Below are 25,829 nucleotides of genomic sequence, written 5' to 3'. Positions count from 1 at the left end.
GGGACCAGAACTGATCATTCTATCGAGCGATAACAGGACGTCCAGCCATGCTCTCGAACATCTCTATCAAAGCCAAGATCACCATCGTTATCGCTTTTCTGTTAATCGCAATGACTGGGATGGGGGCGCTTGCTGTCAGCAAGATGCAGACGATTAACGCCAATGCGTCGGACATCCAGAAGAACTGGCTTCCAAGCGTCCGTGTGCTCGGCGGGCTGCGGGCGACGACCATCGATTACCGCAATCTAGTGCGCGCACACATCCTCGCAGCCAATGCTGACCAGATGCAGAAGACCGAGGCTGGTATCGACACCATCGTCAAGCGGGCCGCCGATGAGCGGACTGCCTATGACAAGTTGGTATCGAGCCCTGAAGAGCGCGCAATCTTCAACGACTGGAGCAAGGAGTGGGACAACTACGTATCACGCAGCCAGGAAATCTTTGTCCTCGATCGCAAGAATCTTGGCAAAGGCAGTCAGGAAGCCCATGAGCTCAATCTGAATGTGATCAATCCGCTGGGATCCAAAGCCGATTTTGCCCTGCGCAAGGCCATCGAATTCAACGACAAGGGTGCGGCAGCATCGGGACAGAAGGCCGATGAGAGCTATGGTTCGGCGCTGATGACGGTAATCGTGATCATTGCGGCGACCGCGGTCATCGGCATCGGTGTCGGCATTTATCTGGTCAAGGACGTGTCGTCGGGTATCGCTTCGATCGTGCAGCCGATGCAGGCGCTGAGCGCTGGCGATCTCACGGCGCATGTGGCGCATCAGGGCGAGAAGACCGAGATCGGCGCGATGGCCGACACGCTTCAGGTGTTCAAGCAGGCGCTGATCGACAAGCGCGCGGCAGATGAAGCTGCCTCTGCCGACGCCGAAGCCAAGATCGAACGCGGTCGCCGCGTTGACAACATCACCCGCGAATTCGAATCGATGATCGGCGAAATCGTGGAAACCGTATCGTCGGCATCGACCGAACTCGAGGCCTCCGCAAGCACGCTGACCGCGACTGCCGAACGTTCCCAGGACCTAGCCACTACAGTGGCGGCAGCGTCCGAAGAAGCCTCCACCAACGTCCAGTCGGTGGCGTCGGCCACTGAAGAAATGGCCTCGTCGGTCAACGAGATCAGCCGACAGGTGCAGGAGTCGGCGAGCATCGCCAATCAGGCGGTCGACCAAGCGCGGCGTACCAACGATCGCGTCAGCGAACTCGCCAGCGCTGCATCGCGCATCGGGGACGTCGTCGAGCTCATCAACAATATCGCCGGCCAGACAAACCTGCTGGCGCTCAACGCAACCATCGAGGCGGCGCGTGCCGGTGAAGCGGGCCGGGGCTTCGCGGTCGTGGCTTCCGAAGTAAAGGCATTGGCCGAGCAGACCGCCAAGGCGACCGGCGAGATCTCGACGCAGATTTCCGGTATCCAGGCGGCGACGCAGGAATCGGTCGGCGCCATCAAGGAAATCGGCGACACCATCGGCCGGATGTCCGAGATTGCCTCGACCATCGCATCGGCGGTGGAAGAGCAGGGTGCCGCGACGCAGGAGATTTCGCACAACGTCCAGCAGGCGGCACAGGGTACCATGCAGGTCTCGTCGAACATCACCGACGTGCAGCGTGGAGCGTCCGAGACCGGCTCTGCGTCGTCGCAAGTGCTTTCGGCCGCACGGTCGCTGTCATCGGACAGCACACGTCTCAAGAACGAAGTGGGCAAGTTTCTGAACTCGGTGCGCGCTGCCTGACGGGCTTGAACACAAGTGTACAGCGTAGGAAAGCCGGCGCGTGAGCGTCGGCTTTCCTACGCGATAGTGTTGTTATGCGTGTGCGCCACACTCATTCGAGAAGTCATGCACAAGAAGCAGTCATGATGCACCGCTCCTTAACTTTATCCGGACAATCTCGATCACGAGATCGTTGAAAGCTATCGACGCTCGGCCGGCAGCTCCAATGCATGCCGCGTCTTCAAACCCAGAAAATGCCATTCGTGCAGTTGCGCGCCAACGGTCAAAAACCGAGGGACCATCACCTATGTTTGCCAGCCTGTCCATCCGCACCAAGATCACTCTTGTCGTCTCGTTCCTGCTGCTTGCCATGTCTGCAATGGGCGCGCTGGCCATCAAGCAGATGTACACCATCAACGGAGCGACATCCGACATCGTCACGAGCTGGCTGCCGAGCGTGCGCGCTCTGGGTGAAGTCCGCGCTGCAACGATCAGCTATCGTTCGGTGGTTCGTGGACATCTGCTTGCGACCGATGCCGCAGATACGAAGGTCCAGGACGACACGCTGGTGCGTTACGCCGAGATGCTCGACAAGGCGCGCAAGAGCTATGAGCCGATGATTTCGTCGCCCGAGGAGCGCGCGATGTATAGCGAATTCAGCAAGCTCTGGAGCGAATACATCGCGGCGTTGCAGCCGGTTCTTGCGTTGTCGCGCAAGAACGCTCGTGATGAAGCGCGAGATATGAACGTGAAAGTCAACCAGATTGGCTTCAAAGCGGACGAAGCCCTGCAGAAGGATGTCGAGCTCAACAACAAGGGAGCTTTGACAGCCGGAGAACTGGCGACGGACAGCTTTGGGGTCGCCATCAAGATGGTGATCGGTTCGCTCTTGTTTGCGATTGTTGTCGGCATCGGTGCGGCTATCTTGCTGGTGCGCGATGTCTCCGCCGGCATTACGTCGATCGTGCTGCCGATGCAGGCGCTTGGCACAGGAGATCTGACAGCAAATGTTCCGCATCAGGGCGAGAAAACCGAAATCGGTACGATGGCGGATTCGCTTCAGGTATTCAAACAGGCGCTGATCGACAAGCGCGCGGCGGATGAAGCCGCAGCGGCCGATGCAGAAGCCAAGATCGAGCGCGGTCGCCGCGTCGATAGCATCACCCGCAACTTCGAATCGATGATCGGTGAGATCGTCGAGACGGTGTCGTCGGCATCGACCGAACTGGAAGCCTCGGCAGGTACGCTGACCGCCACGGCGGAGCGCTCGCAGGAATTGACCACGACGGTTGCTGCAGCCTCCGAAGAGGCATCGGCCAATGTGCAGTCAGTGGCATCGGCAACCGAGGAAATGGCCTCGTCGGTCAACGAGATCAGCCGACAGGTGCAGGAGTCGGCTGCGATCGCAGGGCAGGCGGTCGATCAGGCACGCAAGACCAATGATCGCGTCGGCGAGCTCGCCAGCGCTGCGTCGCGGATCGGCGATGTGGTCGAGCTGATCAACAACATCGCAGGCCAGACGAACTTGCTGGCGCTCAACGCCACCATCGAAGCGGCGCGTGCCGGCGAAGCCGGTCGCGGCTTCGCCGTCGTCGCCTCCGAAGTGAAGGCCCTCGCTGAGCAAACTGCCAAGGCGACTGGCGAGATCTCCACGCAGATTTCCGGTATCCAGGCGGCGACGCAGGAATCGGTCGGCGCTATCAAGGAGATCGGAGACACTATCGGCCGGATGTCCGAGATTGCCTCGACCATCGCATCGGCGGTGGAAGAGCAGGGCGCGGCGACGCAGGAGATTTCGCGTAATGTCCAGCAGGCGGCGCAGGGCACGATGCAGGTCTCGTCGAACATCGTTGATGTGCAGCGTGGTGCAACGGAGACTGGATCTGCCTCGACTCAGGTTCTCGCTGCGGCGCAATCACTGTCCTCGGACAGCACGCGACTGAAGGATGAAGTCAGCAAGTTCCTGAACGCGGTGCGGGCGGCCTGATCATGGCTTGTAGGGTGGGCAAAGGCGCTCTTGCGCCGTGCCCACCGCAGCGCTTTCGATGATGGTGGCGGGCACGCTGCGCTTTTGCCCGCCCTGCGGAGGTCGAGCGTTCTATCTCGTACTCGCCGACACCAGCCCCGCGATGTCCATATAGGTGCGCACCAGCGGGGCGACGAAACGATGCGCCGATGTCTTCGACACCAGCGTATCGTGCAGGATCAGGTGATCGATGCCGGTATTGATGAAACACGCCATGGCATCGCGCGGGGTCTCGACGATCGGCTCGCCCTTCACGTTGAACGAGGTATTGAGCAATACCGGCACGCCGGTGAGCGCATCGAATTCCTTCAGCAGCCGATAGAGCACCGGATTGGTATCCTCCGTGACAGTCTGGATGCGCGCCGTTCCATCGATGTGCACGATGGCTGGAATCTTCTCGCGCCATTCGGGGCGCACCGGGGCGGCGATCAGCATAAACGGCGAATCCTGATCGCCTTCGAAAATCTCTCTGGCGCGCTCGGCGAGCACAATCGGCGCGAACGGACGGAACGGCTGACGGTGCTTCACGCGTGAGTTGAGGATATCCTTCATCTCCGGCCGGCGCGGATCGGCGATGATGCTGCGATTGCCGAGCGCGCGTGGGCCATATTCCGAGCGACCCTGAAACCAGCCGATCACTTTCTGGTCGGCGAGTAGCCTGGCCGTATCGCGGCAGATATTGTCGCTGCTTACCGCACTGGTCTGCGCCTTGACCAGCGTGCGCTGGGTCGCTGCCTCGACGTCGCGATCTGTATAGGCACGGCCGGTGTAAGAGTGGGTCATTACATAAGAGCGCGGCTGCTTCTGTACCTCCAGCAGGCCGTAATAGGCGCAGCCGATCGCGATGCCGTTGTCGCCGGCGGCGGGCTGGATCCAGACATTCTCGAAGCCGGCTTCGCGGGCGATGCGGCCATTGGCGACGCAGTTTAGCGCGACGCCGCCGGCGATGCAGAGGTTCTTTGCGCCGGTCGTTTCGCGCAGCCAGCGCGCGCGGGCGAGCAACACCTTCTCGGTGTCGTCCTGCACGCGCCAGGCGAGATCCTCCCAGTGCCGCATGGACGGATGGGTGTCCCACTTGCCGTCGCTGTCGGCGATATAGGGCTGGTTATATTCGGGGGTCCAGCGCGGCACGCTGAGCACGTTGTCGGTGATGTCCATCAGCGGCTTGACCTGGTCGCGGCGGCCATAGGGCGCGAGCCCCATCAGTTCACCGCATTTGTTCCAGTCGCCGAACACATAGGTTGAAGCCCTGCTGTAGAGCGCCCCAAGGCCCGGCATGTTGTAGAATTCGTCGCTGAGGAAGCCGCGGTCCGGCTCCATCCAGACTTTCTTCAGACAATCGAGCTGCGTGCCTTTGAACGTGTAATAGCTCTCGGATTCCCGGGCGAGCTTTGAACCCGGCTCGCTGTCCGGATAGGCCTCCATGACGTCGGAGCGATAGCTGCCGACGCCGTCGACAATCATGATTGCTCCCTCCTCGAAGGGGCAGACGGCAAACGCGCTATAGGCGTGCGCCAGATGATGCGAGATCGTTTTGACCTTGCCGGTGCGCGCCCGAAACAGCGGATGGACGCTGGCGTCCTGCCGTTCATATTCGGGCAGGAAGCCCGGCATGTCCTGATAGATCAGGCGGTCTTCCATCTCCGGAACCGGCAGGATGTAGCAATTGCTCACAACCAGCTCGACGTCGTCCAGCGTGATGCCTTCGGCGTCGAGGACGTAGTCGATCACTTCCTTGTAGAACCCCGTCGCGTGTTTCTCGCGGGTAATCCGCTCCTTCTCGATCGCATAGGCCAGCGCGCCGTTGCGCAGCAGGCAGGCGCTGACGTCGTGATCGTAGGTGTTGAGACCGAGGATATAGCTGGGTTTGGGCATGAATCAGCTTCTGACAATTCGCGGGAAGGGACGAATGATGGGATCGAGCTGCTAACGCAGACGCGGCGGGTGGGGCTGACCGCATATTCGCAGTTGCGAGGTGCAGCGATCAGCATAGTGCGAGGCAATATGAAGAGAAGATGAACGCAGGAGGTCAAAAGCGAGGTGACGCGTGAAGGTGCGCATTCGTTCGTAGTGACAGCGTTGCCGGCAACTTGACCGCCGTTCGAGCTTGACCCTATTGTAAAGTTGTTCGTGCGTGCACGCCTTGTGATGGCCATATTACTATTCTGGTTTCAGCACCTGTGTGAATCAAGAATTGCTCACTGAACGATTCGAGGCCGGAAGCATTCTAAAGCCGTGCTTCTGCAGAATGGGAGTTCCTAAGAATGGCTCAAACCAAAACGACGCGCCATAATATCGTGACCCGCTGCCTGGCAGCGATGGCGCTTGTGTCTGTCTACTGCGTTGGTCTGATCGGCGCATCCACGGTGTTGCTCACCACGAGCAGCACCTCGGCGGAAGCCCGTGGCGGTGGTCGCGGTCGTGGCGGCGGCGGTTGGGGCCGTGGACGCGGTGGCGGCTTCTATCGTGGCGGCGGTCGTGGCTATGGTCGTGGCTATGGCTTCTACGGTGGACCGCGCTTCGTGGCGCCGGGCTGCTATTTCAGCCGTCGCTGGGGCCGGGTGGTCTGCCCGTACTAAGTCATAAGCGCTACGGCGCTGAATGAACGAGATAGAGAGGCGCGCCGGGTAACCGGGGCGCCTTTTGCTTTCCAGGCTCGCCTTTCTCCAGGAAACGGGCCTCTCCTCCGAGAATGATTTGTCGAAAGCTGCCCTCCTTGCACAATGCTGAGGTCGCTTTTGGCATGCCATCTTGTGCTTTCTCATCCAAATTCCAATGTGGGCATGGCAAGCTTGCGCGCCCGCGCATGGCAATTCGGTCCTCCCATCCTGGAACCTTCATGAGCGCCCTGTTCTCTCCCTTCAAGCTGCGCGACCTCACGCTGCCAAACCGCATCGTCATTGCGCCGATGTGCCAGTATTCTGCCGAAGATGGCCGGGCGACCGACTGGCACATGATCCATCTCGGCAATATGGCCCTGTCGGGCGCCGCAATGCTGGTGATCGAAGCGACCGCCGTGGAAGCCATCGGCCGCATCACACCCGGCGATCTCGGCCTCTATAATGACGCGACCGAAGCCGCGTTGAAGCCGGTGCTGGCGGCAATCCGCAAGCATTCGAACATTGCCGTTGGCATGCAGATCGCTCACGCAGGCCGTAAGGCGTCGAGCCACGCCCCATGGGATGGCGGCCAGCAGGTCCCGCTCGACAAAGGCGGCTGGGTCGCCCAGGCGCCCTCGGCCATTCCGCAGAAACCCGGCGAACTGGCGCCGCAGGAGATCGACGTTGCCGGCCTCAAGCGCATCCGCGATGCCTTCGTGGCCACGGCGAAACGCGCCGAGCGGCTCGGCATCGATGCGCTCGAGATCCACGCGGCGCACGGCTATCTGCTGCACGAATTCCTGTCGCCGATCTCCAACCAGCGCACGGACAATTATGGTGGTTCGCTGGAAAATCGCATGCGCTTTCCGCTCGAAGTATTCGACGCTGTGCGCGCAGCGTTTCCGGCCCACAACCCGGTTGGCGTCCGGGTCTCGGCGTCGGACTGGGTCGAGGGCGGTTGGGATGTCGAGCAGACCATCGTCTTCGCCAATGAGTTGAAGAAGCGCGGTGTCGACTGGATGGACGTGTCGTCCGGTGGTGTCTCGCCGCAGCAGAAGATCGCGCTCGGGCCGGGTTATCAGGTGCCGTTCGCCGAAGCCGTGAAAGCGGCGACGGGACTGCCGACGATTGCGGTGGGGTTGATCACCGAAGCGCAGCAGGCTGAAGACATCGTGGCCTCCGGCAAGGCCGATCTGGTCGCCATCGCACGTGGCATTCTCTACGACCCGCGCTGGCCGTGGCACGCGGCGGCGCATCTCGGCGGCCAGGTACAGGCGCCGCCGCAATACTGGCGCTCGCAGCCATCGACGCAAAAGGCGCTGTTCGGCGATACGACGTTCGGCGGCCGCTGAGCCACTTCAAGGCACCTCACTTTCAACACCCACACATTGTCCCGCAAGCCGGGTGCGATGTGTGGGTGTTTGTCGTTGCTCCGCGTCCACTCCGCGAATGGCAGCCCTGCGGCAGCATCGTGTTTACATGACAGAATGTCGCACCTACACAGCGCAAAATTCTGCGCCGTAAAATAATCGTGGCATCCGGCGCTGCCCGCCTGTCGAGAGGAGCCCCGCCATGGCCCGCCATTTCTTATGGCTTCTGCTGATCCCCTTCGTCGGCCTGCTCTGGGTCCCGTTCTACAATTTTCATGATCCGGTGCTGTTCGGCTTTCCGTTCTTCTACTGGTACCAGCTCGCCTGGGTGCCGATGACCGCCTTTCTGACCTGGCTCGCTTACCGGACTTACGCCAATGAAGACTGAGCTCGATATTCCCGCCGTTGCGGTCTTTCTGTTCTTCTTCGCGCTCGTCACCGTGATGGGCTTCGTCGCCTCGAAGTGGCGCCGCCCGAAAACGCTGGCCAGTCTCGACGAATGGGGCCTTGGTGGCCGCCAGTTCGGCACCTGGATCACCTGGTTTCTGGTCGGCGGCGATTTCTATACCGCCTATACGGTGATCGCCGTGCCGGCACTGGTCTATTCGGTCGGTGCTTACGGCTTCTTCGCGCTGCCTTACACGATCCTGGTCTATCCCATCGTGTTCATGGTGATGCCGAGGCTGTGGCAGGTCGCCAAGGACAACGGTCATGTCACTGCCGCCGACGTTGTGCATGGCCGCTATGGTTCACGCATGCTGGAAGCAGCAGTCGCCATCACCGGTGTCGTCGCCACCATGCCCTATATCGCGCTGCAGCTGATCGGTATGGCCACGGCTGTGAAGGCGCTTGGTTTCGAAGGCGAACTTCCGCTGATCGCGGCCTTTGTCGTGCTGGCGCTCTACACCTACTCGTCGGGCCTGCGTGCCCCGGCGCTGATCGCCTTCGTCAAGGATATCATGATCTATATCGCCGTCATCGCGGCAGTGTCAGTGATCCCCGGCAAGCTCGGCGGCTATGCCGCAGTGTTCGACGCCGCCGATCAGGCATTCAAGGCCAAGGGCTCGGGCAGCATCCTGCTGCAGCCCAGCCAGTATGTCGCCTATGCCACGCTGGCACTCGGTTCGGCGCTCGCAGCCTTCATGTATCCGCATACTCTCACGGGCATTTTCGCCAGCAAGAGCGCCACGACCATCCGCAAGAACGCCGTACTGTTACCGGCCTATACACTGATGCTCGGCCTGCTGGCGCTGCTCGGCTATATGGGCCACGCCGCCAAGTTGAAGCTCGCCAGCAATAATGACGTGGTACCGGCGCTGTTCCAGACGCTGTTTCCGAGCTGGTTCGCAGGCTTCGCTTTTGCGGCGATTGCCATCGGCGCGCTGGTCCCTGCGGCCGTGATGAGCATTGGTGCGGCCAATCTCTTCACCCGCAATTTCTGGAAGGCCTATGTCAATCCGCAGGTCGATTCAGCGGGCGAAGCAGCCGTTGCCAAGATCGCGTCGCTGGTGGTGAAGGTCGGCGCGCTGCTGGTGATCATCTATCTGCCGACGCAGTTCGCGCTCGACCTGCAGCTTCTCGGAGGCCTGTGGATCCTGCAGACGTTGCCGGCCTTGATCTTCGGCCTGTTCACCCGCTGGTTCACCGCGCCGGCATTGCTGACCGGATGGGTAGTCGGCCTGTTTGGCGGCACATATCTGGCCTGGACGGACGGCCTCAAGCCGCTGCACATGCTGTCGATCGGCAGCTTCCAGGCGACGGTCTATGTCGGGCTGATTGCCCTCGTCGCGAATATCGTGGTCGCAATGCTGGTCAATCTGGTGGTGCCGAAGCCGGTCGCAACGGCCGAGGCGGCAAGCACGTAAGGGCGTCCCCGTAAAGCCCGCGCGCGCATTGTTTCCGGCGCGCGCTGGCTTTATTGTCCGCGCGAATGCCCGCCATCCCTGTGCGGGACCGCCGGATGGAGCTTGCCTGAGTGACTGAATCGATGCGCATCGGCACGCGCAAAAGCACCATGGCGCTGGCCCAGACCGAAGAGATCGCGCGCCGGCTTGCGGTTGTCGCGCCGGAACTGGCCGTCGAGATCGTGAAATTCGAGCCGGTCGGCGACCGTGACCAGACCAGCAATCTCCTGAAGCATGGCGGCAAGGGCGGCGCTTTCGTCGGCGAAATTCGCGCGGCCGTGCTCAAGGGTACGCTGCATGCGGCGATGCATTCGCTGAAGGACATGCCCGGCAATGAAGACACGCCGGGTCTCGTGATCGGCGCCACGCTGGTGCGCGATCCGCCGACCGATGCGCTGGTGCTGCGCGAAGGCGTCAGCCTCGACCATCTCAAGCGCACGCATGGCAAAGGCTTCAAAATCGGCACCAACGCCGTGCGCCGCGCGGCCTATATTCGGCGGCTATTTCCCGAAATCGAGGTGATCCACTTCCGCGGTGCTGCCGATACGCGCGTGCGCAAACTCGACAATGGCGAGATGCAGCGGCTGCCTGATGGTGACGAGGTCGGCCCCGCCGACGCGCTGATCATGGCGCGCTCGGGTCTCGAGCGCGTTGGATTGGCGTGCCGCATCGCACGTGATTTCACGCCGCAGGAGATGTTGCCGGCCGTGGGGCAGGGCATCGTGGCAGTCGAATGCGCGGCGCATGATTGGGCCTCGCGGCGTCATCTGTCGTTGATCGACGACCCTGCGGCGCATCTGTCCTGCGATGCCGAGCGCGAGGTGCTTTGGGTGCTGAACGGCCACTGCAATTCGCCGATCGCCGGTTATTCGGTGATCTCGGGGCACGAGATGTCGCTGACCGCATCGGTTCTGGATGAAGCCGGCGGGCAGTTCATTGAGGTAACGCGCATCGGGCCGGCGGATCGTCCGCGCGAACTGGGGCGGGCCGTCGGGCTGGAGCTGCTCGACAAAGGCGCCGGCGCGCTGATCGAGGCCAATCGGCCGGCGGAGTAGGTTCTTCCTGACCTCGCCCCGCTTGCGGGGAGAGGTCGATCATTACATGCGAAGCATGTGATGATCGGGTGAGGGGGAATCAGTGTTTCTCTCGCTGTCTCCCCCTCACCCGTCTTCGCTTCGCGAAGCCACCCTCTCCCCGCAAGCGGGGCGAGGGCACGAGCGTCCCGCTATGTGCTCTCCGCTATCCCCACCGACCACAGTGCAAACGCATAGACGATCGCGATCTCATCCAGCCGGTTGAATCGTCCGGACGCGCCGCCGTGACCGGCGCCCATATTCGTCCGCAGCAGCACCGGGCCTCCACCCGTCATCGTCGCGCGCAACCGTGCGATCCATTTCGCCGGTTCCCAATAGGTGACGCGCGGATCGGTGAGGCCGCCCATCGCGAGGATCTTCGGATAGTCTTTCGCCGCGACCTGATCGTAAGGCGAGTAGGACAGGATCGTCTTGAAATCCTCCGGGCTTTCGATCGGATTGCCCCATTCCGGCCATTCCGGCGGGGTCAGCGGCAGCGTGTCGTCGAGCATGGTGTTGAGCACATCGACGAATGGCACTTCGGCGACGATCCCGGAGAACAACTCACCGGAGCGGTTGGCGACCGCACCCATCAACATGCCGCCGGCGCTGCCGCCGTGGCCGACGATGTTTTTCTCCGAGGTATATTTCGCGGCGATCAGCGCCCGGGCACTCGCGGCGAAATCATCGAATGAATTCGTCTTCTTGTCGCGCTTGCCGTCGAGATACCAGCCCCAGCCCTTGTCGGCGCCGCCGCGGATATGCGCGACGGCATAGACGAAGCCGCGATCGACCAGCGACAGCCGGTTGGCGGAGAACGACGCCGGCATCGCCATGCCGTAGGAACCATAGCCATAGAGCAGCAGCGGAGCCTTGCCGTCCCGTGCCAGGTCCTTGCGATGTAGGATCGACACCGGGACTTCGGCGCCGTCATGTGCCTTGGCCATGATGCGCGTGGTGACGTAGTCAGCGGGGTTGTGGCCGGACGGGATTTCCTGACGCTTCCGCAAGGTGCGTTCGCGCGTTGCCATGTCGTAGTCATAGACTTCCGACGGCGTCGTCATCGAGGAATAGGCGAAGCGAAGCGTGGTCGTATCGAATTCGTAGCCGCCCATGGTGTCGAGCGAATAGGCGGCTTCGTCGAAGGCGATGGCGTGTTCGTCTTTGGTGGTGAGATCGCGAATCACAATCGACGGCAGCGCATTGGCGCGCTCCAGACGGACGAGATGGCCGGCAGTGAGATCCATGTCGAGGACATAGATGCCCTCGCGATACGGGATTAGATCTTTCCATTTGGCGCGCGCGGGCGATGTCAGCGGCGCCGTCACGATTTTGAAGTCGATGGCGCCGTCGGCATTGGTCAGGATGAACAGCTCGTCGCCGCGATCGGCCAGCGAATATTGCACGCCCTCTTCGCGCTTCGCCACGAGGCGGGGGGGCATGTCCGGTGCTGCGAGATCAATCAGTTGCTGTTCGGAGGTCTCATGATCGCCGCCCGCGATGACGCAGAAGCGGCCGCTGGCGCTTTCATGGATGTGGGTGAACCAGCCGGAATCCTGCTCCTCGAAGATCAGCCTGTCGTCGGCCTGTTTGGTGCCGAGCTTGTGCAGCCAGACCTGCATCGGACGATGATTGTCGTCGAGCTTCACATAGAAGAAGGACTTGCAATCGAGCGTCCACACCACGCCGCCATCGGTCTCCTCGACCACGTCGTCGAGATCACTGCCGGTGGCCCAGTCACGCACGCGAATGGTGAAATATTCCGAGCCCTTGACGTCGGCACTCCAGGCTTCCAGCGCATGATCGGGTGAATGGCGGGCGCCGCCGAACTTGAAATATTTGTGGTCGGCGGCAAGCCTGTCGCCATCGAGAATGATGGTGGCCTCGCCGCCATCCCGCGGCATGCGGCCGAATAATTCATGCTGGCCGCCCTCGCGGAATTTCCGCAAATAAGCATAAGGGCCATCCGGCGACGGGACGCTGGAATCGTCTTCCTTGGTGCGGCCGCGCATTTCCGCAACCAACTTGGTCTGCAGCGCCGCCGTGCCGCCGAGCAGGCTCTCGGTATAGGCGTTCTCGGCCTCCAGATAGGTGCGGATCTCCGGCTCCAGCACGCTGGGATCGCGCAACACCTCCTGCCATTTGGCATCCTTCAGCCAGGCATAGTCATCGGTCACAGTGATGCCGTGGGTCGTGAAGGAATGCGGATGACGCGGCGCAACCGGCGCGGGCATGGAGGATGTCTGCTTTGTCATGAACGCTCTTTTCGCGGAAGCCTGATCGGATATGATTACGGAACACGCGCGCATCGGCGCCTGCCCCGCATATTGGATATTCCATGGATATAGAGATTATCGACCGCCTTGCCATCCGCGATCTGATTGAAAACTGGGTAGTCTGGCGCGATGCCGGCGACTGGGATCGCTTTCGCACTGTCTGGTTTGACGATGGCCGTATGGTGGCCACCTGGACCCAGGGCACGGCCGACGAGTTCATCGCCATGAGCAAGGCTGGCTGGGCCAAGGGCGTCTCGATCATGCATTTCCTCGGCGCGCAATCGATCGATCTCGCTGGCAACCGCGCAATTTCGCAGACCAAGATGACCATTGCCCAGCGCGCGCTGGTGCACGGCGTCAATGTCGACGTGATGCTGACCGGACGCTTCTATGATTTCCTCGAAAAGCGTGACGGCAAATGGGGCATGGTGCTGCGCCAGCCGATTTATGAAAAGGACCGCATGGATCCCGTCGTACCCGGTGCGCCGCTGAAGCTCGATACGGATCTGCTCGCGAGCTTCCCCGAGGGCTATCGCCATCTCGCTTATCTGCAGAGCCAGATCGGTTATCAGATCAAGCCAGACATGCCCGGGCTGCGCGGCGACGCGGTGGAGGCGCTTTATGCCAGCGGCCAGAAGTGGCTGAACGGCGAAAAGCTGGATCGGTAGCCGCCTTACCCTCAGCCGTCATTGCGAGGAGCCTCTTGGCGACGAAGCAATCCAGTCTTTCCTTGTCGCTTTCTGGATTGCTTCGTCGCTCCGCTTCTCGCAATGACGTGGATAGTTGATAAAGAACAAAAAAGACTGGGAGAAACAACATGCCCGACTTCATCACCCTCGATGCACTGGTCCGTAACACCGCCGCATCCAAGCCGACCAAGATCGCCGTGATCGACGCTGATCGCCAGATCGACTACGCCGCGTTCGACGCACTGATCGACCGTATCGCCGCGTCATTGCAAGCCAGTGGCCTCAAGCCGCGCGATGCGATCTCGATCTGTGCACTCTCCTCCATCGAATATGCTGCGGTCTTCCTCGGTGCACTGCGCGTCGGTGTGGCGGTGGCGCCGCTGGCGCCGTCATCGACACCCGCGGATTTCGCCGCAATGGTGAAAGATGCTGCGGCAAAAATCCTGTTCATGGATGACTCGACGGCGGCCTCCTTTGCGGATGCTGCGATCGATCCGTCGGTCCAGCGCATTGCGCTTGACGGCGGCAAGGCTGGAAAACCGTTCGCGCAATGGCTCGCGCCGGAAGGTGCGACGCCAGCGCCAGTGACGATCGATCCGGAATGGGTCTTCAATATCATCTATTCCTCGGGCACGACCGGTACGCCGAAAGGCATCATCCACACCTGCTGGATGCGCTGGCGGCAATATGGCCAGCTCGATCCGCTCGGCTACGGGCCGGATGCGGTCACCGTGCTGTCGACGCCGCTCTATTCCAACACCACGCTGGTCTGTTTCAATCCGACACTCGCCGGTGGCGGCACCCTGGTGCTGATGAAGAAGTTTGATGCGCGCGGCTTCCTTGAACTCAGCGCCAGACATCGGGCGACCCATGCGATGCTGGTGCCGGTGCAGTATCGCCGCATTATGGCGGTGCCGGATTTCGACAGTTTCGATCTGAAGTCCTTCGTGATGAAATTCTCGACCTCGGCGCCGTTCGGGGCAGCGCTGAAGACCGACGTGCTCAAGCGATGGCCTGGTGGACTAACCGAGTATTACGGCATGACCGAAGGCGGGGGCACCTGCGTGCTGCTGGCGCATGAACATCCGACCAAGTTGCACACCGTCGGCCAGCCAGCGCCAGATCATGAGATCCGCCTGATTGACGAGGACGGCAATTTCGTTGCCCAAGGCGAAATTGGCGAAGTGGTCGGGCATTCGCCCGTCATCATGCAGGGCTATCTCAACCAGCCCGGCAAGACCGCCGAGACGTTCTGGCACGACGCTTCCGGAAAGCGCTATGTCCGCACCGGCGATGTCGGGCGCTTTGACGAAGACGGCTTTCTGCAGCTGATGGACCGCAAGAAGGACATGATCATTTCCGGCGGTTTCAACATCTATCCGAGCGATCTCGAAGCCGTGCTGACGAAACACGACGACGTGCTCGAAGCCGCTGTTGTGGCCATGCCCTCGGAAGAGTGGGGTGAGACACCGGTCGCCTTCGTGGTGATGAAGGCGGGTGCCTCGGTCGATGCGCCGGGACTGAAGGCTTGGACGAATGAGCGTGTCGGCAAGTTCCAGCGACTCAACGATGTCGTGCTGGTCGATGTGTTGCCGCGCAGCGCCATCGGCAAGGTGCTGAAGCGCGAGTTGCGAGACCGCAAGCTGGCGGCGGATTTGTCGGTTTAGAGCACTGGCCTATCAGGTGTCGTCCCCGCGGAGGCGGGGACCCATAACCACGGTCAGTATGGTTCAAGCGGCAGAGTTATAGCCGCAGCGTCTTTTCTAACTCTTCGGCGTGTATGGGTCCCCGCCTCCGCGGGGACGACGGCTGAGTTTGGGGTCGCCGCCTCAATAATGCGGCGGAGGTTCATTCCGCGGCGCACCGCTGTTGCTTTCGGCCTCCTGCAGCCGCTCGCCGAGCGTGGCAACCTGCCGCGTCAGCATGTCGATCTGTTTCCACTGGGCGGTGATCGTCGTATTCAGCGTCTCGATCGTGTCGTCCTGATAGGCGACGCGAGTTTCGAGTGCGTCGATACGTTCGCGTAAGCCTGTCAGGTCTTTTGCGGTATCACTCATCGGATGCGCTCTCCCGCAGCATCGCAAAATCTTCCGAATTGATCGGCAAGTCAGGCTTGATCGACTGGCTTTCGACGAGGCCATGACCGAGCGCGACGCGCTGGTCAAACACGAAGCATTCGCCGCGCCAGCGGCTCTCGGCCTCAGGGATCTCCTCGAGATACTTCAGGATGCCACCCTTGAGGTGATAAACGTCGGCGAAGCCGCGCGACAACAGATACGAACTCGCCTTCTCGCAGCGGATGCCGCCGGTGCAGAACATCGCGATTTTCGTGTGCTTGGCGGGATCCAGCGTACGCGCCACGAAATCCTTGAACTGGCCGAAGCTTGCGATCTCCGGATCGACCGCGCCCTCGAACGTGCCCATCGCCACTTCGAACGCGTTGCGCGTATCGAGCACCAGCGTGTTCCCGTTAGCGATGAGATCGTTCCAGTCGGCGGCGTCCACATAGGTGCCAACCGTCTTGGTCGGATCCGTCTGGGGATCGCCGAGGGTGACGATCTCCTTTTTCAACCGCACCTTCATGTGCAGGAACGGCATCAAGCTGGCGCGGGAGAATTTCAGCTCCAGATGGTTCAGTCGGCCGCTGAACATCACGCCGGTCTCAAGTTCGTGCACCAGCGCATCGATGGCGGCGTCTGTCCCGGCCACGGTGCCGTTGATGCCCTCGTCGGCCAGCAGGATCGAGCCTTTGATGCCGAGATTGACGCAGAGTGCGCGCAGCGGCTCGCGCAATTGCCGAAAATCCGGCAGCGCGGCGAATTGATAGAGGGCGGCGACCTTGAACATGGCGGGGGTTTACCAGCCGGACCCGCGAGGGGGAAGTCCGGGAACTGGCCGAAATATCGTTGCCATCAGGGCTTTGGGCCGGATGCTCCCCTGCGCAGGTATTGACCTATGTCATACCCGGCGAAACCAGCGCAACGCGTAGTGCCAGAACGCAAAAACCGGCCCCTTACGGGACCAGCTTCTTTTGCAGCGTCACCTGCGACCGACGAGGAGTTAAAACTCCGCCGGTTGGAATTGGTTAAAGTTTGCGGTTCGCAAAATCCGACGCCTTGTCGGCGGCGTCCTTGGCAGCCTGCTTGGCATCGCCGACGGCCTTCTGCGCGTGGCCCTTGCCTTCCTGGATCAGGCCTTCGCCCTGCAGGCGGTCAGAGCCGGTCGCTTCACCGATGCCCTGCTTGGCCTTGCCGATGGCTTCGTTTGCGGTTCCCTTGATCTTGTCTGCGGTGGCACCCATGGGATACTCCTGTCATGTAGCAGACGCAGTTCCGAGACCATTCTCGATACGCGCTGCTTGAGCTTCGCAGAGACAATTGCCAGCTCAATTGAATGTTCCTCACTCCCGGGGGCGTGATGCCGCATGCGGTGGCAGCATTTCTTCGGAACCCAAGAAGGCATTGAAATGTCCGGTCACGGCCACGATCACACTCATCCGCACGATCACGCGCATGATCATTCTCACGACCATGATCCGGATCGCTGGAAGCACGACGGCATTCGCGTCATTCCGGCTGACAACCTCGATACCAACGTGCCCTCGACGAAAGGTATGGACCGCGCGGCCGCGATCAATTTCGCGCGCGTCGGTGCGCAGAAGCTCTGGGCCGGCACCGTGTCGATCCAGCCGGATGCCAAGACTGGAGCGCATCATCACGGCCATCTCGAAAGCGTCATCTATGTGGTGAAGGGCAAGGCGCGGATGCGCTGGGGCGATCGCCTGCAGTTTACCGCGGAGGCCGGTCCTGGCGATTTCATCTTCGTGCCGCCGTACGTGCCGCATCAGGAGATCAATGCCAGCGCTGAAGAAGTGCTGGAATGCGTGCTGGTGCGCAGCGACGGCGAAGCGGTCGCCATCAATATCGATATCGAGCCGGTGGAGAAGCCGGAGACGGTGTTGTGGGTCGATCCTACGCATCCCGATGGGGCGGTGAAGAAATAGTTATCTTACCTCGCCCCGCTTGCGGGGAGAGGTCGCTTTCCGCATGCGCAGCATATGGAAAGCGGGTGAGGGGGAGTCAGTGTTTCACTCGCTGACTCCCCCTCACCCGTCGCGACAAGCTTCGCTTGCCGCGCCACCCTCTCCCCGCAAGCGGGGCGAGGGAAGAAGGCTATTTGATCTCGGGCAGTCCCGGCGAAAACGCCAGCGCGCTCTCGATCCATTTTGCCACGCGCAGCGTGCGCAGATCGTTCAGATAGGGGCCGACCACCTGCAGGCCGAGCGGCAGATGGTTCTTGCCGAACCCAGCCGGTAGCGACAGCGCGGGCACGCCGATCAGGGTCCATGGCGCGCAATATTCGGCATCGCCGGTATAGCTCAGCCCTTCCGGTGCTTCGCCATAGGCCGGCAGCGTCAGCACCGCATCGTAATTCGTCATCTGCGCGGTGAAGTCCGCGCGCAGCTTCATCTGCAACGCCTTGGCCTTGAGATAGGCTGCCACGCTGATGGTGCTGCCGGTCTCCACCAGCTTCTTCAGGTGATCGCTGGTCTTGTCGGGATAGCGCGCGACGAGATCGCCGAAGATCACCGCGCCTTCGGCGGCCAGAATGATGTTGATCGCGTCCCAGTTGCTGCGATCGAGTTCGGGCAGTTCCAGTTCTTCGATGACAGCACCCGCGCTGCGCAGTCGGGCAACGGAGGCTTCGAACACCTGTTGCTGTTCGCTCTCGGCCTTGGCGAATTTGGCAAAGCGCACCACTGCAAGACGCGGGGACGGCAGCGGCGGTACACCGCGCTCGACGGAGATTTCGAAACCCGGCACCGGCGCGCCATGCGGATCGCTGTCGCTGGTGCCTGCGATCAGTGACAGCGCATAGGCGACGTCATCGACCTTGCGCGCGAAGAAACCGATGTGGTCGAGCGACTGGCTGAGGTGGTGTGCGCCGCTGCGGGGGATAGCGCCGAAGCTCGGCTTGAAGCCGACGACGCCGTTGAAGGCAGCGGGACGGATGATGGAGCCCAGCGTCTGCGTGCCCAGCGCCAGGGGCACGATGCCGGCAGCGACGGAGGCTGCCGAGCCGGAGGACGAGCCACCCGGTGTGTGCTTGCTGTTCCATGGATTGGTGGTCGGGCCGGGATGGCGCCAGGCGAATTCGGTGGAGACGGTCTTTCCGAAGATGGTGGCGCCGAGATTGCGCAGACGTTCGACGACCCATGCATCGGCCGTTGGCACGTGATCGGCATAGACGGCCGAGCCATTGGTGGTCGGCATGTCGGTGGTGGCGATGATATCCTTGACGGCGACGGGAATGCCGGAGAGCGGCCCTGGCTTGCGCACAGTGTCGGTGGGGAGGACCTCAAAGGCCTTCAGTATGGGCTCGGCGGCCTTGGCCTGTGCGAGCCGCTCCGATGCGTAGTGATCTGCCGCAGATGTATTGCCCTTGAACAGCCGCAGCAGGTCCAGAACCCCCGCGCCAGATGTTGCAGTGCGCGCGGTTGCATTCGTCATGTCGTGTCGTCCTGAACGTTTCTTCTGGGATAAAGAGAGGCGCGCGGCCGCGAGGCTGCGCGCCTTCGATATTACTTCATCGCCAATGCGGGCTCGATATATTTCTTCACGACAAACTTGTCATAGTCGGGCTGGGCCGCGAGATTGCCGAGCGCGATCTGGGTATCCATGGAGATCTTCAACGAAGGAGCAGAAATATCGACGCTGTCCGGATAGACGCCGTCGGCCAGCATACGCTTGACGGCGGATTCAATCACGGCCGGATCCAGCGTTGGAAATTCCTTCTGCGCAATGGCTACGGTCTTGGCAGGATCTTTCTTCATGAAGCGCATCGCCATTTCCATGCCGTTGGTCACACGTTGCGCCAGATCCGGATTGACGTCATTGCGCGCCGTCACCGACGAAAATGCATAGGCGCCGTAGCTCTTCGGGAAGCCGTAGACCACCTTCATGCCCTTGGCGACCACCTGATCGAGGCCGGGTTCATACATCACGGCGACGTCAGCCTGCTTGGCGAGGAACGGACCCGGTTCGCTGCCGATCGCGACGGGGATCATCTCCACATCGGTCTTGCCGTCCATGCCGTTCTCCTTCAGCAGCTTCAGGAACAGCGAGGTGCTGGTGGTCGGCATGGTGCCGACGACCACTTTCTGGCCTTTCAGGCTCTTGACGTCAGTGAACTTGAAATCCGGCGCGGTCGCGATCCACACGGCGGCGCCGTTGACCACATTGGCGATGATGTCGACCGGCGCGCCCTTGGAGGCCGCAATGGCTGTCCATTCCGGGCCATGGATCGAGAACTGCGCGCTGCCGGAGATCACCGCCGAGAGTGCGACTGTGGGCGAGCCTGCGGTTTCCTTGGTGAGGTCGAGGCCCTGCGCGGTGAAGAAGCCCTCATTGATGGCGACATAGAGCGGCAGGTACAGCATTGACTGGAAGGCCTGCGACAACACCACCTTCTTGTTCTGCGCCATCGCTGGCGTGGCGAGCAAGACTCCAGCCAGCGCGACTGCGCCGGTGATACGCTTCAACAACGACATAGAACGTCTCCGTTATGGTGGAAGAGAGGGGTTAAACCTGGACCTGATGCGAGGTGGTCGCTTGCTTCCACGGCAGCGAGGTGCGCTCGATGATGTCGATGACGTAATAGAGCACGAAGCCGAGGATCATCAGCGTGAACAACCCGACCCAGACCGAGTTGAGGTCGTACAGACTGGAGGCGAGGAAGATCATGTGGCCGAGGCCGCGCTGCGACGAGATGAACTCGCCGACAACGGCGCCGACCAGGCCGAAGCCGATATTGATGCGGAAGGTGGCGATAATCGACGGCAGTGTGGACGGCACCACGGCCTTCCAGAACACCTGATGCTTGTCGGCACCCATGGAGATCATCAGCGACTGCAGATCGACGTCGGCATCCTTGGCCGCCTGATAAGCGGCGATCAGCGCTACCAGTGCAGTGAGTGAAACGGCAAGTGCGACCTTCGATATCAGGCCGGTGCCAAACCACAGCACCACGATGGGCGCGAGCGCGATCTTCGGCACGGAATTGATGGCAACGATGAAGGGCTCGACCAGCTTCGCGACGAACACCGAATACCACAGTGCGAGACCGAACAGCGATCCGAAGATGGTGCCGATGATGAAGCCCAAAATGGCCTCGAATAGCGTGTACCAGGAATCCGACAGCAGTTCGCCGCTCAGGATCAGCTTGTAGAACGTGGCGAAGATGCCAGATGGCGACCCCATCAAAAATGCCGAGATATAGCCGGCATGGACGCCAAGCTCCCATAGCGCGAAGAACACTGCGACGGCGAGCAATTGCAGCACGGCGCGGCCGAGCGTGGTGTCGAAGGTCGATCGCTTCTTGCGGGACTTGCGCGGAACAGACTTTTTGCGTGCAGGCGTACCGGACATCACGAGGGTCATGATGTTTTCTCCGTCTGGATATCGAGTTCGGCGCAGAGCGTCTTGAAATAGGTCGAGAATTTCGCGTCGTTGCGCGCGGTGATGGGCGAGGTTGCCTCGATGTCAATCTCATGCACGACCTTCACCCGCGCCGGGCGGCCGGAGAGCACGACGACGCGCTTCGACAGCGCGACCGCCTCGTCGATGTCATGGGTCACGAGGATGACCGTCTTGTTGTAGGTCTGTACGGCATCCTTCAGCACGCCTTCGAGATACAGCCGCGTCTGATAATCCAGCGCCGAGAATGGCTCGTCGAGCAGCAGGATGTCGGGATCCATGATCAGCGTACGGATCAGCGCCACGCGCTGGCGCATGCCACCGGACAGGGTCTTGGGATAGGCGTTCTCGAAGCCGGCGAGGCCGAACTGCCTGAGATACTCGCGCGCTTTCTCCTCGGCCTCCTTCTGGTCGACGCCGCGAGTCTCCAGCCCGAGCAGCACATTGCCCATCACCGTGCGCCACGGAAACAGCAGGTCTTTCTGCATCATGTAGCCGACGCGGCCGCGCAGGCTTTCGATTTCCTTGCCGCGATAGGTGATAGTGCCGCCATCGGGCTCCAGCAGGCCTGCGATGATGTTGAAGATCGTCGTCTTGCCGCAACCGCTAGGACCAATAATGCTGACGAAATCGCGTTCGTTGATGGTGAAAGAGAGATCGTCGAGCACATTGACGTCGCCGCCCTTGCCGGCAAACGACTTGCTGATGTTCTGGACGGTGAGTTGAACTTGTTTCGGCGACATGATGCGGTTTCCTGGGTACCGCACACACGCAAGCTGCGTGCCATCTTGGGCACGAAAAAGCCTCAAGCAATCGCGCAGGTTTTCTGCTGAGTGCTTGAGGCTTGAAGTGTTTTGCCCCGGCTTTGGGCAGGCTGGATTTATTCTCGGCGATAAATTGAGCAGGTGTGGCGAAGTGTATTTTTGGCGAACACTTTAGGCGACCTCGCGCTCCGTTCTCTCGTTCGTCATGGCCGGGCTTGTCCCGGCCATCCACGTCTTGCTCGCCTCGGCCAAAACGTGGATACGCGGGACAAGCCCGCGCATGACAGCTGATAGGTCCGAGATCAGCCAGTCACCGCCATCACTGCTTCCTTGATCTTCGCCAGCGCGTAATTGCCGACCATGGCGGCGTCCACATGCGGCAGGTTTGGGATTTCGTCGGCAGCGACCACGCAATCGACGATGGCGGGTCCGTCACAGGCCAGCGCGTCGGCGATGGCCTTCTTCAGATCGCCCGGCTGCTTGGCCGTAAAGCCCTGCGCGCCGCAGGCACGCGCCAGTGCGGCGAAATCGGGATTGGGGAATTCGATGGCTTCGCGGAACGGCGCCAGGCCGATGCTTTCGGCTTCCAGCGTGATCAGACCCAGTGCCGAATTGTTGTAAACGATCACCTTGATAGGCAGCTTGTGCTGCACAGCGGTCATGAATTCGCCCATCAGCATGTTGAAGCCGCCGTCGCCGGTGAGCACGATCACCTGTTTGCTGCGATCGAGGATCTGCACGCCGTTGCCCTGGCCGACGGACGTGCCGACCGCGGCATTGTTGAACGAGCCGATGATGCGCTGGGTGCCGTTCTGGCGGATCCAGTTGGCCGACCACAGCGTGTTCAGACCGGTGTCGAACACGAAGATTGCATCGGGCCGTGCGAGATCGCTGGCGATGCGCGCGACGGCCTGCGGGTGGATCTTGTTCTTGCTACGGGCCGGGTCGGCCTGCTTGTCGAGCATCTCATCCCACTTCTTGCGGGCGTGACTGGTCGTCTCGAAGAACTGGCCGTCGGTCTTGGTCTGCACCCTGTCCAGCAGCATCTTCAGCGCTGGCCGTGCCGAGCCGATGACGCCGAGGCTCGTCGGTGTGCGCCGTCCCAGTGCTTCGGCGCGGACGTCGATCTGGATGACATTGCCCTTGCGCGGCAGGAAGTTGGAATAGGGATAGTCGGTGCCCACCATGACGAGCAGGTCGCAATCATGCACAGCATTGTAGACGGCCTTGGTGCCGATCATGCCGAGACCGCCCATCCATCGGACGTCATCGAACGCCATGATCTCCTTGCCGCGCACCGAATGCACCAGTGGCGCCTTCAGCCTGTCGCTGAGCGCACGCAGGAGTTCGGCGCTGCCGATGGCGCCATGGCCGCACATGATGACAACGCTGCCGGCTTCGTCGATGCGGCGGGCGGCTTCCTGTATGGCGGCATCATTCGGCAGAATCTCGCCGCGCGGTACCAGCGTGGCAAGGCTCGCGGTTGCGCCTTCGGCTTTCGAAGACAGCACGTCGACAGGCAGCGTCAGATGCGCGACGCCGGGCCCTGCATAGGCGGTGGAGATGGCCTGATGGATCACGCCGGGCGCCTGCGCGGCGGTGGTGATGGTCTGGGTGTAGAGTGCGACGTCGCGAAACAGCAGGTCCGGCTCGGTGGTCTGGAAAAAGTCAACGCCTTTTGCTGCTCGCGCCATTTCGCCCGAGAGTGCCAGCACCGGGGCATGATCGCGCGCAGCCTCATAGAGGCCGGCGACGAGATGCGTGCTGCCGGGCCCGGTGGAGCCGGCGCAAACGCCGAGCTTGCCGGTGAGCTTGGCCTGGCCTGCGGCGGCCAGCGCCGCGCCTTCCTCATGCCGTACCCCGACCCATTCGATCTTGCTGCGCCGGACCGAGTCCGCCAGCGGATTAAGCGAGTCGGCGATCAAGCCGAAAATCTGCTGTACGCCAATCGTCTCAAGCACATGGACAATCTCATCCGCGACAGTTTTCGACATGGGAGCTCCGATTTCTAGAATTGGCTCTCCGCCGGGAGGCGGGCTGATGCAGCTATGCGGTCGGTCCAATTGTGATTGAAACCGAATGGTCGCACAGCAGCAATAGCTGAACCGCGAAACGGTTTCATGATGGTCAATTATGTTTGCGCAATGCTTGGAGAAATGCGCGATGTGTTGAACGTTTGTTACGTGTATCGGAAGATCGGATCGTCATAGGCGATGGCCGGAAATACGTCCTTGTCACTCCAGTAGTCCTGGTTGTGCTGCCACTCCTGCTTGTCGCCGCGCTTCGGCAACAGGTGCATGCCGCGCATGATGTAGCCGGGATTGAAGTCCTCCGGATCGATCCAGGGCAGTAGCGGCATGTCGCTGTCCTCCGGCCGCAGCATCGGCGTCACCATGGTCGTGCCGGTCTCTTCCATGTGCTTCAGCAGCCCGCAGACGAAGTCGGCGACGAGATCGACACGCAATGTCCAGCTGGCACGGAGATAGCCGAAGATCCACACCATGTTCGGCACGCCGGTGAACATCATGCCGCGATAGGTCACAGTGTCGGAGAAATTCAGCGGTGCGTCATCGATGGAGAAGGCGATATCGCCGAGCATGTTGAGATTGAAGCCGGTGGCGGTGACGACCACGTCGGCGTCGATCGTCTTGCCTGATTTCAGCGTGATGCCGTGTTCGGTGAAGGTCTCGATCTCATCGGTGACGACGGTCGCCTTGCCGGCCTTGATGCTCTGGAACAGATCACCATCGGGGATGAAGGCGATGCGCTGGCGCCAGGGCCGATAACGCGGCGTGAAATGAGTGGCGATATCGTATTCCTTGCCGAGATAGGCCTGTACGCCCTTCAGCAGTTCCTCTTTCACCACCTCCGGTTCACTGTTCGTCCGCTTGGTAAAGGCCTGCTGATCGAACAGGATCTTGCGGCGGACGATCTCATGGACCCATTCTTCGTCGACATCCAGCTCGCGCAGCGTCTCTGCCAGCGCGTTGGCATTGCGGCCGGTGATGAAGAAGGTCGGCGAGCGCTGCAGCATGGTGACTTCGGCACATTTATCGGCAATGGCGGGCACCAGCGTCGCGGCAGTCGCGCCGGAGCCGATCACGACAACCTTCTTGCCGGTGACGTCGAGATCTTCCGGCCAGGTCTGCGGATGCACCAGGCGGCCCTTGAACCGGGTCATGCCCGGCCATTGCGGCGTGTAGCCCTGATTGTGGTTGTAATAGCCCTGACACATCCAGAGAAAACGCGTGGTGAAGTTCAGCGTCTCGCCGGTGTCGTGACGGATGACGGTGAGCGTCCAGAGCTTGTCGGCATTCGACCAATTGGCAGATAATATCTTGTGCCGATAGCGGATATGCCCGTCGAGGCAGTTCTCCATGATGACGTCGCCCATATAGCGCAGGATTTCCGCGGCGGTGGCAATGGGCGCTGAGGTCCAGGGCTTGAAGCGATAGCCGAACGTATGCAAGTCGCTGTCGGAACGGATGCCGGGATAGCGATGGGTGTGCCATGTCCCGCCAAAGCTCTCCTGCGTTTCCAGAATCAGAAAACGCGTATCCGGATTCTGCTTGGTGAGATGATAGGCGGCGCCGATGCCGGAGATCCCAGCACCGACGACGATGACATCGACATGTTCGGCTGCGTTTTCGACGGACGAATCTGTGGCGATTTTCCCCTGGGCGTTCATGGGCTCCCGATCTTTTTCGCGCCGCCTCCTTGCTGAGGGCGGTTTGGGACAAGGGTAAGTGCCGGGAGAGCATTGCCGCAAGGGCTATTCCAGGGGAGCTGACAGGTGCGAGTAAACAGCACAACCCCACGCGGACAATAATTCCAGGAAATCAACGTTTGAAGACGATATTTCATTGGGTTGCGCCAGGTAATTCGGCACCTTTAAGGAGAAATTTAGATCGTCTGGGCAGGATGGCACGCGTCA

Annotated in this window: 21 protein-coding genes; 10 read left to right on the top strand and 11 right to left on the bottom strand. The window is 61.2% G+C overall.

Features of this window, described 5'->3' with window-relative positions:
* The first annotated feature begins 47 nt into the window (after nt 1–47).
* Both AB8A50_RS17190 and AB8A50_RS17185 read left to right on the top strand, forming a co-directional pair.
* On the top strand, nt 48–1,739 hold the full coding sequence (locus AB8A50_RS17190; RefSeq protein ID WP_439078406.1) for a methyl-accepting chemotaxis protein: 1,692 nt from the start codon (nt 48–50) through the stop codon (nt 1,737–1,739).
* Nucleotides 1,740–2,025: 286 nt separating this feature from the next.
* Nucleotides 2,026–3,705 (top strand): methyl-accepting chemotaxis protein, encoded by a 1,680-nt coding sequence (locus AB8A50_RS17185; protein ID WP_175367783.1) that lies wholly within the window; start codon nt 2,026–2,028, stop codon nt 3,703–3,705.
* 111 nt (nt 3,706–3,816) lie between these two features.
* Here AB8A50_RS17185 and AB8A50_RS17180 read toward each other — a convergent pair whose 3' ends face one another.
* The gene (locus AB8A50_RS17180; protein WP_439078405.1) at nt 3,817–5,619 is read right to left on the bottom strand and encodes a carbamoyltransferase family protein; all 1,803 of its coding nucleotides are present in this window, start codon (nt 5,617–5,619) and stop codon (nt 3,817–3,819) included.
* Between the two features lie 389 nt (nt 5,620–6,008).
* Between AB8A50_RS17180 and AB8A50_RS17175 the strand changes: the two genes are divergently transcribed.
* The 5 genes from AB8A50_RS17175 to hemC all read left to right on the top strand — a co-directional run bounded on the left by AB8A50_RS17175 (nt 6,009) and on the right by hemC (nt 10,673).
* A complete protein-coding gene (locus AB8A50_RS17175; RefSeq protein ID WP_089265834.1) occupies nt 6,009–6,323 on the top strand; it encodes a hypothetical protein in 315 nt (104 codons plus the stop codon).
* Between the two features lie 260 nt (nt 6,324–6,583).
* On the top strand, nt 6,584–7,696 hold the full coding sequence (locus AB8A50_RS17170) for an NADH:flavin oxidoreductase/NADH oxidase (RefSeq protein WP_439078404.1): 1,113 nt from the start codon (nt 6,584–6,586) through the stop codon (nt 7,694–7,696).
* 220 nt (nt 7,697–7,916) lie between these two features.
* Nucleotides 7,917–8,102: a DUF3311 domain-containing protein gene (locus AB8A50_RS17165; protein WP_093757178.1), complete on the top strand. Its 186-nt coding sequence runs from the start codon at nt 7,917–7,919 to the stop codon at nt 8,100–8,102.
* Nucleotides 8,092–9,579 (top strand): monocarboxylate uptake permease MctP, encoded by a 1,488-nt coding sequence (gene mctP / locus AB8A50_RS17160; RefSeq protein ID WP_439078403.1) that lies wholly within the window; start codon nt 8,092–8,094, stop codon nt 9,577–9,579. Before AB8A50_RS17165 ends, mctP begins: the two co-directional genes overlap by 11 nt.
* 110 nt (nt 9,580–9,689) lie before the next feature.
* Entirely contained in the window at nt 9,690–10,673 is a 984-nt protein-coding gene (hemC, locus tag AB8A50_RS17155) for a hydroxymethylbilane synthase (protein ID WP_439078402.1), read from the top strand.
* Nucleotides 10,674–10,843: 170 nt separating this feature from the next.
* Here the strand turns inward: hemC and AB8A50_RS17150 are convergent, their stop codons facing one another.
* On the bottom strand, nt 10,844–12,946 hold the full coding sequence (locus AB8A50_RS17150) for a S9 family peptidase (protein ID WP_439078401.1): 2,103 nt from the start codon (nt 12,944–12,946) through the stop codon (nt 10,844–10,846).
* A gap of 83 nt (nt 12,947–13,029) precedes the next feature.
* Between AB8A50_RS17150 and AB8A50_RS17145 the strand changes: the two genes are divergently transcribed.
* Both AB8A50_RS17145 and AB8A50_RS17140 read left to right on the top strand, forming a co-directional pair.
* Complete coding sequence (locus AB8A50_RS17145) at nt 13,030–13,635, top strand: nuclear transport factor 2 family protein (protein ID WP_439078400.1); 606 nt, start codon at nt 13,030–13,032, stop codon at nt 13,633–13,635.
* Between the two features lie 149 nt (nt 13,636–13,784).
* Nucleotides 13,785–15,323 (top strand): class I adenylate-forming enzyme family protein, encoded by a 1,539-nt coding sequence (locus AB8A50_RS17140; protein ID WP_439078399.1) that lies wholly within the window; start codon nt 13,785–13,787, stop codon nt 15,321–15,323.
* A 162-nt stretch (nt 15,324–15,485) separates the two neighbouring features.
* Here the strand turns inward: AB8A50_RS17140 and AB8A50_RS17135 are convergent, their stop codons facing one another.
* The 3 genes from AB8A50_RS17135 to AB8A50_RS17125 all read right to left on the bottom strand — a co-directional run bounded on the left by AB8A50_RS17135 (nt 15,486) and on the right by AB8A50_RS17125 (nt 16,957).
* On the bottom strand, nt 15,486–15,713 hold the full coding sequence (locus AB8A50_RS17135; protein ID WP_439078398.1) for a SlyX family protein: 228 nt from the start codon (nt 15,711–15,713) through the stop codon (nt 15,486–15,488).
* Nucleotides 15,706–16,503 (bottom strand): oxygen-dependent tRNA uridine(34) hydroxylase TrhO, encoded by a 798-nt coding sequence (trhO, locus tag AB8A50_RS17130; RefSeq protein ID WP_309943049.1) that lies wholly within the window; start codon nt 16,501–16,503, stop codon nt 15,706–15,708. The genes AB8A50_RS17135 and trhO overlap by 8 nt, the downstream gene beginning before the upstream one ends.
* A 238-nt stretch (nt 16,504–16,741) precedes the next feature.
* Nucleotides 16,742–16,957 (bottom strand): CsbD family protein, encoded by a 216-nt coding sequence (locus AB8A50_RS17125; RefSeq protein ID WP_089265843.1) that lies wholly within the window; start codon nt 16,955–16,957, stop codon nt 16,742–16,744.
* A gap of 165 nt (nt 16,958–17,122) precedes the next feature.
* On the opposite strand from AB8A50_RS17125, the gene AB8A50_RS17120 reads away from it, so the two are divergent.
* Nucleotides 17,123–17,659: a cupin domain-containing protein gene (locus tag AB8A50_RS17120; RefSeq protein WP_184512042.1), complete on the top strand. Its 537-nt coding sequence runs from the start codon at nt 17,123–17,125 to the stop codon at nt 17,657–17,659.
* Nucleotides 17,660–17,828: 169 nt separating this feature from the next.
* On the opposite strand, the gene AB8A50_RS17115 is transcribed toward AB8A50_RS17120, so the two are convergent.
* The 6 genes from AB8A50_RS17115 to AB8A50_RS17090 form a co-directional block, all read right to left on the bottom strand.
* Nucleotides 17,829–19,166, bottom strand: a complete 1,338-nt coding sequence (locus AB8A50_RS17115; RefSeq protein ID WP_439078397.1) for an amidase — start codon at nt 19,164–19,166, stop codon at nt 17,829–17,831.
* Nucleotides 19,167–19,237: 71 nt separating this feature from the next.
* Nucleotides 19,238–20,206 (bottom strand): ABC transporter substrate-binding protein, encoded by a 969-nt coding sequence (locus AB8A50_RS17110; RefSeq protein ID WP_439078396.1) that lies wholly within the window; start codon nt 20,204–20,206, stop codon nt 19,238–19,240.
* A 31-nt stretch (nt 20,207–20,237) separates the two neighbouring features.
* Nucleotides 20,238–21,095: an ABC transporter permease gene (locus tag AB8A50_RS17105; RefSeq protein ID WP_439078395.1), complete on the bottom strand. Its 858-nt coding sequence runs from the start codon at nt 21,093–21,095 to the stop codon at nt 20,238–20,240.
* On the bottom strand, nt 21,092–21,874 hold the full coding sequence (locus tag AB8A50_RS17100; protein WP_439078394.1) for an ABC transporter ATP-binding protein: 783 nt from the start codon (nt 21,872–21,874) through the stop codon (nt 21,092–21,094). The genes AB8A50_RS17105 and AB8A50_RS17100 overlap by 4 nt, the downstream gene beginning before the upstream one ends.
* Before the next feature lie 323 nt (nt 21,875–22,197).
* The gene (locus AB8A50_RS17095) at nt 22,198–23,889 is read right to left on the bottom strand and encodes a thiamine pyrophosphate-dependent enzyme (RefSeq protein WP_439078393.1); all 1,692 of its coding nucleotides are present in this window, start codon (nt 23,887–23,889) and stop codon (nt 22,198–22,200) included.
* Nucleotides 23,890–24,074: 185 nt separating this feature from the next.
* Nucleotides 24,075–25,583 carry a flavin-containing monooxygenase gene (locus tag AB8A50_RS17090; protein WP_439078392.1) on the bottom strand — a complete coding sequence of 503 codons (1,509 nt, stop codon included), beginning with the start codon at nt 25,581–25,583 and terminating at the stop codon, nt 24,075–24,077.
* Nucleotides 25,584–25,829 lie beyond the last annotated feature (246 nt).

The organism is Tardiphaga sp. 841_E9_N1_2, assembly GCF_051811065.1.
GTDB lineage: Bacteria > Pseudomonadota > Alphaproteobacteria > Rhizobiales > Xanthobacteraceae > Tardiphaga > Tardiphaga robiniae.
The sequence above is the reverse complement of the archived record's forward strand: the minus strand, read 5'-3'. Positions and strand labels throughout refer to the sequence as shown.

Bases quoted from the DNA above. Each gene is read 5' to 3' on its own strand.
- AB8A50_RS17190 (WP_439078406.1), top strand. From the start codon at position 48: ATGCTCTCGAACATCTCTATCAAAGCCAAGATCACCATCGTTATCGCT.
- AB8A50_RS17185 (WP_175367783.1), top strand. From the start codon at position 2,026: ATGTTTGCCAGCCTGTCCATCCGCACCAAGATCACTCTTGTCGTCTCG.
- AB8A50_RS17180 (WP_439078405.1), bottom strand. From the start codon at position 5,619: ATGCCCAAACCCAGCTATATCCTCGGTCTCAACACCTACGATCACGAC.
- AB8A50_RS17175 (WP_089265834.1), top strand. From the start codon at position 6,009: ATGGCTCAAACCAAAACGACGCGCCATAATATCGTGACCCGCTGCCTG.
- AB8A50_RS17170 (WP_439078404.1), top strand. From the start codon at position 6,584: ATGAGCGCCCTGTTCTCTCCCTTCAAGCTGCGCGACCTCACGCTGCCA.
- AB8A50_RS17165 (WP_093757178.1), top strand. From the start codon at position 7,917: ATGGCCCGCCATTTCTTATGGCTTCTGCTGATCCCCTTCGTCGGCCTG.
- mctP (WP_439078403.1), top strand. From the start codon at position 8,092: ATGAAGACTGAGCTCGATATTCCCGCCGTTGCGGTCTTTCTGTTCTTC.
- AB8A50_RS17150 (WP_439078401.1), bottom strand. From the start codon at position 12,946: ATGACAAAGCAGACATCCTCCATGCCCGCGCCGGTTGCGCCGCGTCAT.
- AB8A50_RS17145 (WP_439078400.1), top strand. From the start codon at position 13,030: ATGGATATAGAGATTATCGACCGCCTTGCCATCCGCGATCTGATTGAA.
- AB8A50_RS17140 (WP_439078399.1), top strand. From the start codon at position 13,785: ATGCCCGACTTCATCACCCTCGATGCACTGGTCCGTAACACCGCCGCA.
- AB8A50_RS17135 (WP_439078398.1), bottom strand. From the start codon at position 15,713: ATGAGTGATACCGCAAAAGACCTGACAGGCTTACGCGAACGTATCGAC.
- trhO (WP_309943049.1), bottom strand. From the start codon at position 16,503: ATGTTCAAGGTCGCCGCCCTCTATCAATTCGCCGCGCTGCCGGATTTT.
- AB8A50_RS17125 (WP_089265843.1), bottom strand. From the start codon at position 16,957: ATGGGTGCCACCGCAGACAAGATCAAGGGAACCGCAAACGAAGCCATC.
- AB8A50_RS17120 (WP_184512042.1), top strand. From the start codon at position 17,123: ATGTCCGGTCACGGCCACGATCACACTCATCCGCACGATCACGCGCAT.
- AB8A50_RS17115 (WP_439078397.1), bottom strand. From the start codon at position 19,166: ATGACGAATGCAACCGCGCGCACTGCAACATCTGGCGCGGGGGTTCTG.
- AB8A50_RS17110 (WP_439078396.1), bottom strand. From the start codon at position 20,206: ATGTCGTTGTTGAAGCGTATCACCGGCGCAGTCGCGCTGGCTGGAGTC.
- AB8A50_RS17105 (WP_439078395.1), bottom strand. From the start codon at position 21,095: ATGACCCTCGTGATGTCCGGTACGCCTGCACGCAAAAAGTCTGTTCCG.
- AB8A50_RS17100 (WP_439078394.1), bottom strand. From the start codon at position 21,874: ATGTCGCCGAAACAAGTTCAACTCACCGTCCAGAACATCAGCAAGTCG.
- AB8A50_RS17095 (WP_439078393.1), bottom strand. From the start codon at position 23,889: ATGTCGAAAACTGTCGCGGATGAGATTGTCCATGTGCTTGAGACGATT.
- AB8A50_RS17090 (WP_439078392.1), bottom strand. From the start codon at position 25,583: ATGAACGCCCAGGGGAAAATCGCCACAGATTCGTCCGTCGAAAACGCA.